The 6,498-nt window shown below is 59.7% G+C and carries 7 protein-coding genes; 4 read left to right on the forward strand and 3 right to left on the reverse strand.

The window, feature by feature from the left end; genetic code table 11:
- Nucleotides 1-191: 191 nt before the first annotated feature.
- Nucleotides 192-395 (reverse strand): DUF397 domain-containing protein, encoded by a 204-nt coding sequence (locus ACFU99_RS28460; RefSeq protein WP_384397353.1) that lies wholly within the window; start codon nt 393-395, stop codon nt 192-194.
- A 12-nt stretch (nt 396-407) separates the two neighbouring features.
- A complete protein-coding gene (locus tag ACFU99_RS28465; RefSeq protein ID WP_384397356.1) occupies nt 408-1,325 on the reverse strand; it encodes a helix-turn-helix domain-containing protein in 918 nt (305 codons plus the stop codon).
- A gap of 458 nt (nt 1,326-1,783) precedes the next feature.
- On the opposite strand from ACFU99_RS28465, the gene ACFU99_RS28470 reads away from it, so the two are divergent.
- The 4 genes from ACFU99_RS28470 to ACFU99_RS28485 all read left to right on the forward strand — a co-directional run bounded on the left by ACFU99_RS28470 (nt 1,784) and on the right by ACFU99_RS28485 (nt 5,418).
- On the forward strand, nt 1,784-2,302 hold the full coding sequence (locus ACFU99_RS28470) for a hypothetical protein (RefSeq protein WP_384397359.1): 519 nt from the start codon (nt 1,784-1,786) through the stop codon (nt 2,300-2,302).
- An 811-nt stretch (nt 2,303-3,113) separates the two neighbouring features.
- Entirely contained in the window at nt 3,114-3,272 is a 159-nt protein-coding gene (locus ACFU99_RS28475) for a hypothetical protein (RefSeq protein ID WP_384397362.1), read from the forward strand.
- A gap of 840 nt (nt 3,273-4,112) precedes the next feature.
- On the forward strand, nt 4,113-4,244 hold the full coding sequence (locus ACFU99_RS28480) for a hypothetical protein (protein ID WP_384397365.1): 132 nt from the start codon (nt 4,113-4,115) through the stop codon (nt 4,242-4,244).
- Between the two features lie 43 nt (nt 4,245-4,287).
- Complete coding sequence (locus ACFU99_RS28485; protein ID WP_384397367.1) at nt 4,288-5,418, forward strand: methyltransferase domain-containing protein; 1,131 nt, start codon at nt 4,288-4,290, stop codon at nt 5,416-5,418.
- Nucleotides 5,419-5,999: 581 nt separating this feature from the next.
- Here ACFU99_RS28485 and ACFU99_RS28490 read toward each other — a convergent pair.
- Entirely contained in the window at nt 6,000-6,269 is a 270-nt protein-coding gene (locus ACFU99_RS28490; RefSeq protein WP_384397371.1) for a GntR family transcriptional regulator, read from the reverse strand.
- Between the last annotated feature and the right edge of the window lie 229 nt (nt 6,270-6,498).

The raw sequence follows: 6,498 nt of genomic DNA on the forward strand, positions 1-6,498 counted from the left end.
TCGAGCGCCAGGACGTGCGTGGCGGCCTCCGAGGACTCTTCGCCTGTGAGGTCGTCCGTGTAGATAGTGATGATCTTCTGTGCCATGGGCGCATCCTAGGGCCATCAGGAAGCGTCCGAAGCCAAGACGTAACCGTGCCCCCACTCTCATCGGGAGAAGGGGGCACTTTCACCTCTGCCGTCGTGAGCTCGTCAGGCTGAGATTCCGCCAGTCCTGACCGCGGTCACAAAGGACTGCCACGCAGAGGCAGAGAAGCGGAAGGCGCCCTGTTCAGGTCGCTTGGAGTCCCTTACCGCAACATCCTTCGCCTCAATCACCTGGTATTCGAGGCACTGGCCGTTTGTGTCTCCGCTATATGAGGATTTGCGCCAGTTGTCCGGAAGGTGGTGCATCATCAGATGTGCCTCTTAATGCGTCTCAAGATCTCGGATTATACGCGAGATCAGGTCTATGGTTTGCCGGGACGATAGAGCGACGGCGCGCAGCTGGTCAAACGCGGTGCGGTACCTCTCTACAGGAGCATCATCTTCCAGATACAGAGCCCCGTCCAGGTAGTCCAATCCGACGATGTCCAGTTCCATCGGATCTGGATACGTGTAGAGAGTGAAGCTTCCGTCAATCCCAGCGTAGCTACCTTGCTCGTACTCCACGATCTGGATTGACAGCAGCGGCCGTTCGTTGAGTTCGATCAGTTTCCGCAGTTGCGCAATCATGACCTTGCGCCCGCCCACTCTGCGGTGGAGCACTGCCTCATCGAGGATGCAGATGTACTGCGGCGGCTCGGCGCGTTCGAAGACTGCCTGTCGCTCCATTCGCAGGCGTACCAGCTCCGCGATCTGGTCGGTGCTGGCCGACGAGCCGGCGCCACGCATCACGGCCTCGGCGTAGTCCTCGGTCTGGAGCAGCCCCGGTACAACCATGGTCTGAAACGCCCCCAACCTCACGGCGTCAGCTTCGAGCGTCAGACGCTCCTGAAAGTCCGGTTTCAGAGCATCGCCGTACTGCTGCCACCAACCGGCCTGCTTGCTCTGCCGATGGAGGGCCAGGAGCGCGGCCACCAGCGCTTCATCCTTGACCTGGTAGTACGTCAGTAGCGCCTTGAGCTCCAGCGGCCGGATGTTCTGCCGACCGTTTTCGATGCGAGACATCTTGGTCTTGTCGCCGTCGATGTGCTGGCCAGCCGTCTGAAGGCTGACTGCCGCGGCTTCACGGAGTCGCCTCAGCTCGGAGCCAAGTCGTTTCCTGCGCACGGTCGGCCTCGCATGTGCCTGCATCGCCACTTCCCTACCCCAGCCGCTTCGTTCAGGGCTCAGTCTGCCGTACATAGCTCACCTCCATCGCTGGCATATGACTATGACATTACCAATCTCCAACGTTGCAGTCGCGCCTGTTGCACACAAGGCTGTGATGGGTGCACTCTGTTGGCGTTCGCAGTCAGAGACAACTCCAACTGCGACATGACTAGGCGTTGTTGGTCGTCCTGGAGGTGCCATGTACATCGTGGCGGAGTACGGGAAAGCCCCTCGAACTGAGGCTGATCTCAAGAGGATCAGCGCAAGTAAGAAGCTCTCTCATCTGACGTCAGCCAGAGGAGACGGCGGCAAACTGCTGGTCTTCAAGCAGCCCGGACAGGACGGGTTCGAACCCGCGGACGGCGCGAATCTTGCTCCTGGCACTATGGCCTACCCGCCTTGCCAGTGTCCTGAGCATCGTGCCGGACTCGGGCGCCCGGACCCTCTGTTGACGTTGCAGAAGGTCGATAGCGCCAATCCAAGAGAGTCCCATGAGTAGCGGTGCCGGACCTGGCCTTTCTCTCTATCAGCAAAAATTGCTGGCCGCTGGATGGCAGGAACGCCAGGGAGCGAAACGGCCGACAGTATATTGGTGCGGCCTCATCGTGACAGGTGCCGTGAGTGGCACCCTGCGCGACTATCAGCTAGACGAGCACACAGCCGTGTCTCCGAGGCTGATGGTGGGCTGGATGCGCGATACGGCCTTATGGCTCGCTGACCACCTCTCGCCAAGGTTCGAAACGCAGCAGTATGCGCATGGATGCCCACCCGGATTTATGCATGTCCCTGATGGTTTCCCTCATCCGGCGGCGGATTTGGATGAGTGGGCAGCAGACTGGACAGCACAGGCAGACGCCATGCGGCATCTAAGCGATGGACACCCGTACAGCATGACCACCCATGATGCCTACAGCGTCTACTCATTGAGTGCGCGCCCTATTCAACCAACTCCGTTTCTGGAGTCCTGGTTAGATGCCGGCAGCTACGAGTACGAGTACTTGGCTGCCTGAGAACGAAGAACCCTGATCCAACTCAACCCACTTGCCTCTGTTCAGGGGCGGGCTAGGAGAAAAGCGCCGTAGTGAGTGCCGAACAACAAAACATCGACATGGCTACTGCTCCACCCGGAAAAATCAGGTGGCGCAGGGGGGATGGAAGTGGCGAGCGTGACAACGCTGACAGCACGATTACCAGCGGCAGCACGCTACCTCAGCTTACCGGTTCTTTCGAGGTGGGCGGCAAAATGGTTAGGTACCGCATGCGCCCGCTTCCGGGTCGAATAATATCGTCCGAGGAGCAGGAAAGGATAACCGCTAGCATCAGGCGCGTGTACGACGGGGGCACGAGCCTAGACGAAGCTGCCGCGCATTACGGCATCGAGACAAAGACGGCCCGGCTATGGCTGGGAATCGAATAGCGATGGCGTTACCTCCGTGCCCCATGGGCGGACGACCCTCTTACGCAAAAAAAGAAGATGCCATACGTAAGATCGGCGCCCACTACTACACGAGTAATCGCCACAAGCGGGTATCTCTCTGCTTCTGCGGATACTGGCATATCAAGAATATGGGCGTCTCTCGACGTGGACGCACCTGGAAAAAGAAGCGCAACAGTTAACACCACAGACTTCCCCTCCCTGCCGGTGACCCCCAAAACCCCGGCTGCGAGGCGGACGGATGATCTGCCGTAGATACCCCTATAAGGCAGAGATTCCAGAGACCCGCTCACGTATTCCGTGGAATGTTGCTCCTAGACGGCGCGGAGGAGCTGGGTGGGCCTCAGAACACAAAAGCACCACTCAACAGAAGAGATGAGGACGCAATGGCAGAAGAAGTGCACGACGGTATCGGCGGACTGAGGACCACCCCCGCGGACCCGGCGGACTCGCTTGACAACAACACCAGCGACACCACCAGTGACCCCGAGACCGCCGGCGACCAGGCCGACGACGACCAGGCCGACGGGACCGACGCCGACTAGGGCGTTTGTCTCTCAGGAAAAGTAGGCCCCGCCTCGGTCGCATGCGGTCATTTCCATGAAGCGGAGTCGACCGAGGCGGGGCACCACCGTAACCATCCACCTATAAAAGGAGAGAAACCATGGGCCCGTGCCCAATGCCAGGGTGCAACGGAACGCTGGTTGCGGATGGCAAGTCTGCGCAGTGCGACACATGCAGCTTCGCTTCCGACAATTAGCCCGTTGACCACCATCCTCCGCAAGCCGTGGAAAGCCATGCGTTAAGGATACTGAGGTGGTTACTCGGCTCTGCATCACCGGACAGCCGATGGTGCAGAGCCAGCACCCTCAATGAACCACAGCTCAGGAAGTGGGCCATGGCACCACGGCCCGAAAGCGAAACTCCGACAGACCAAGAAAAGCCCCTGTTCTACTGCGGAACGTGTGCAGGCTGGCTCGAAATTTGGTGCCCTTCGTGTTTCGGATGCGACGGCTGCCCAGACTGCGCATACACGGGAAGAGTACGATGCCCTCAATGCGGGAACGGCAATTGGGTTCCATGGGATCTGTGGTGGCAATGAAACTTCCTTCGCGATCTACCATCCGTTGGACCGTCCTACTCGCAATCTACGTAACGATCATCGTGCTTTTTGCGATACATCACCCCCCATGATCTCCGCGCCCCCTGCGAACCTCGGCCTACCCGTTCACGAGGCACGTAGCGGGGCGTGGATACGGGGACACCAGAAGGCCCCTGATGTCCCCGGAGCGGCCTTGTTCACTGCTCTCGGCTCCCTGTGAGCAAGGCCGCTCACAAAAGAAGAGGTAAAAGATCACCTGCCCCCCACTGCAAGGAGAAACACTGTGAGCCCCGGCAACGGAGAAAACGAAGGAACCGACGACCGCGAGTATGACGCGGAGCAGGATCGGGACAAGGTGACCGACCCCAACGATCCGAACGCCACCGACGGAGATCCACAGTCCCGCCCCAACTAGTCGTCGCCAACCAGCTCCAAAACAAGGAACGGAGGTGAGAACGGTGACACTGCAAGATCTGAAACGCACCTGCGGCGAAGAGATTTCCAGCCTAGGCTATTTCGACGGCGCGGGCCATCTGAGAGACGCATTCGATAATGTGCCTCGCGAAGCATTCGCACCCGATCGTTTCTGGCTGCCGGAAAAGAACACTGCTGGCCTGTTTCCGCTGGTGAGCCGTGAAATCACACCAGACATGTGGACCCGTGCGGTATATAGCGCGCACACGGCAATCATCACTCAGATGGACGACGGGCAGACCGCTCAAACCGGAGCGGCACAAGGACGATTCACGTCCTCGCTATCCGCAGCGGGGGTAGTTTTCAAAAAGCTCGCACTGCTCAATTTGCAGCGTGGGCAACGAGTGCTGGAAATCGGTACCGGTACCGGGTACAACGCGGCCTTGTTGGCCGAGTGCGTTGGCGGGGATCAGGTAGTAACAGTGGAGATCGATCCGGACCTAGCCGACCAGGCGCGGGCAACACTGCGCCAAACCGGATATGCCCCAGTGGTCGTCTGCGCCGATGGCGAGAACGGATATCCGGAAGGGGAGCCCTACGACCGGATCATTTCTACTGCATCCGTGCAGCACATCCCGTACGCGTGGGTAGAGCAAGCCGTTCCGGAGTCCGTGATCCTCACTCCGTACGGCCCGTCAACCCTGCTGCGCTTGGTCGTGGGCGATTGTGGAGCCGCATCAGGAATGATCGTCGGCACCGCTTCGTACATGACCGTTCGTGGACAGCGCGGCTCACCAAGCCCCAGCTTGGATGACCTACTCAAAGACACGTGGTCGGCGGGTGTCATAAGCCATCGAAGTCCGGACGTGTCGTTCATTCGTGATACGGCTGGGGCATTTGCGCTCCATCAGCTATTGCCGGACGTCTTGATGGAGTTCGGCAAGCGTGCGACCTACGCCTACACCCGCGACGGCTCTGCATGGGCCGCTGTATGGCCAGACAACACAGTCAAGCAATGGGGCACACGACGCCTTGCCGACGAGCTGACACAGCTTGCGGAGTGGTGGACTAGAGCCAACATGCCGGCCATCACCCGGTACGGGCTCACCGTCACCGCGGACGGTCAGACACTTTGGCTGGACACACCTGACAACCCTGTCAGCCGCCTTTCCTGATCTGAACCGGCGCGGCCGTCGACAACCGCCCCGTTCGCGTTGCCTCCAGGACGCGAACGGGGCTTACCCGCATCAGGACCAAGGATCATCATGTTGCGATGCACGGAACTAATCCAATTGCCCATCCACGCAACCCTTGCGGCGATGTATGCGGCCGACCTGACGCCGGACCATCCAGCATTCTGCGCCGAAGAGCACGCACGATGTGAGCTCGGTGAGCACGAGGGAGAACACGCCGATCTCGTGTGGGAGTGCCCAGAATCTCCCGTGGATTACGCATTCTGGTTCCTCTGGACCTCTGACAGCTATAGGTTCGCCAGAATGCCATGGTGCACGGAGTTGAATGATGAGAGCGTTGCGTGCTACCTGTACGCCAATCACCCAGGAGATCACTCGCCCAACGTGGTGGACCCAACAACAGAAGCACTACGAGCAGACATTTTTGCTCACCCGGAACGGTACGACCTGCCACCTGGGCTCTGCTGATCTTATTCAACTTCCCTCAGCGAAGCAGTTGCCCGCGTCCGACCTTACTCAACTCGCTCTGCGGCACTGCGACACGTCTACTGATCTTACTCAACTCAATCCGTGCCACTCTCGGTGCCAGATGTGCGGTCCTTCACGTACGTGCCACGGTGCGGAACCGTGTAGGCATAGCCCTCTTCCCGCAGGAAGCGGACAGCGTTGCGGACCGTCGCCCGTGCCACCCCGAAGCGCTGCGTAAGGGCCAGCTCTGAAGGCACTGAGCGGTTCACGGCCAGAGTGCCGTTCTCAATGTCGGCAATGATCAGGGCCGCAATCTGCCGGTAGACCGGGGTGGGGGACCCGTGGTCGATCTCGCGTTCTGCCATGAGGCAACGATAGACAGTCGGACACGTCCTCACCTGTCGATGCACGTCCGCATACCGACGTAGACATAGATAGACCGGTTGGCTACCGTCAGGGCAACAAGAAACCCCGGCAACCGCGTAGGACCGGTTACCGGGGCATACGCCGAACAGCTAGTTGGAGCTGAACGACTATGCGTGACTCTATCGCCCGCGTGCTCACATGGATGCGACTCCTGATCGTTCGCCGTCC

Source organism: Streptomyces sp. NPDC057654, assembly GCF_042800135.1.
Classification (GTDB): Bacteria; Actinomycetota; Actinomycetes; order Streptomycetales; family Streptomycetaceae; genus Streptomyces.

Excerpts from the sequence above, each read along its gene's own strand:
- ACFU99_RS28475 (WP_384397362.1), top strand. The coding sequence starts at position 3,114 with ATGGCAGAAGAAGTGCACGACGGTATCGGCGGACTGAGGACCACCCCC.
- ACFU99_RS28490 (WP_384397371.1), bottom strand. The coding sequence starts at position 6,269 with ATGGCAGAACGCGAGATCGACCACGGGTCCCCCACCCCGGTCTACCGG.
- ACFU99_RS28470 (WP_384397359.1), top strand. The coding sequence starts at position 1,784 with ATGAGTAGCGGTGCCGGACCTGGCCTTTCTCTCTATCAGCAAAAATTG.
- ACFU99_RS28460 (WP_384397353.1), bottom strand. The coding sequence starts at position 395 with ATGATGCACCACCTTCCGGACAACTGGCGCAAATCCTCATATAGCGGA.
- ACFU99_RS28465 (WP_384397356.1), bottom strand. The coding sequence starts at position 1,325 with ATGTACGGCAGACTGAGCCCTGAACGAAGCGGCTGGGGTAGGGAAGTG.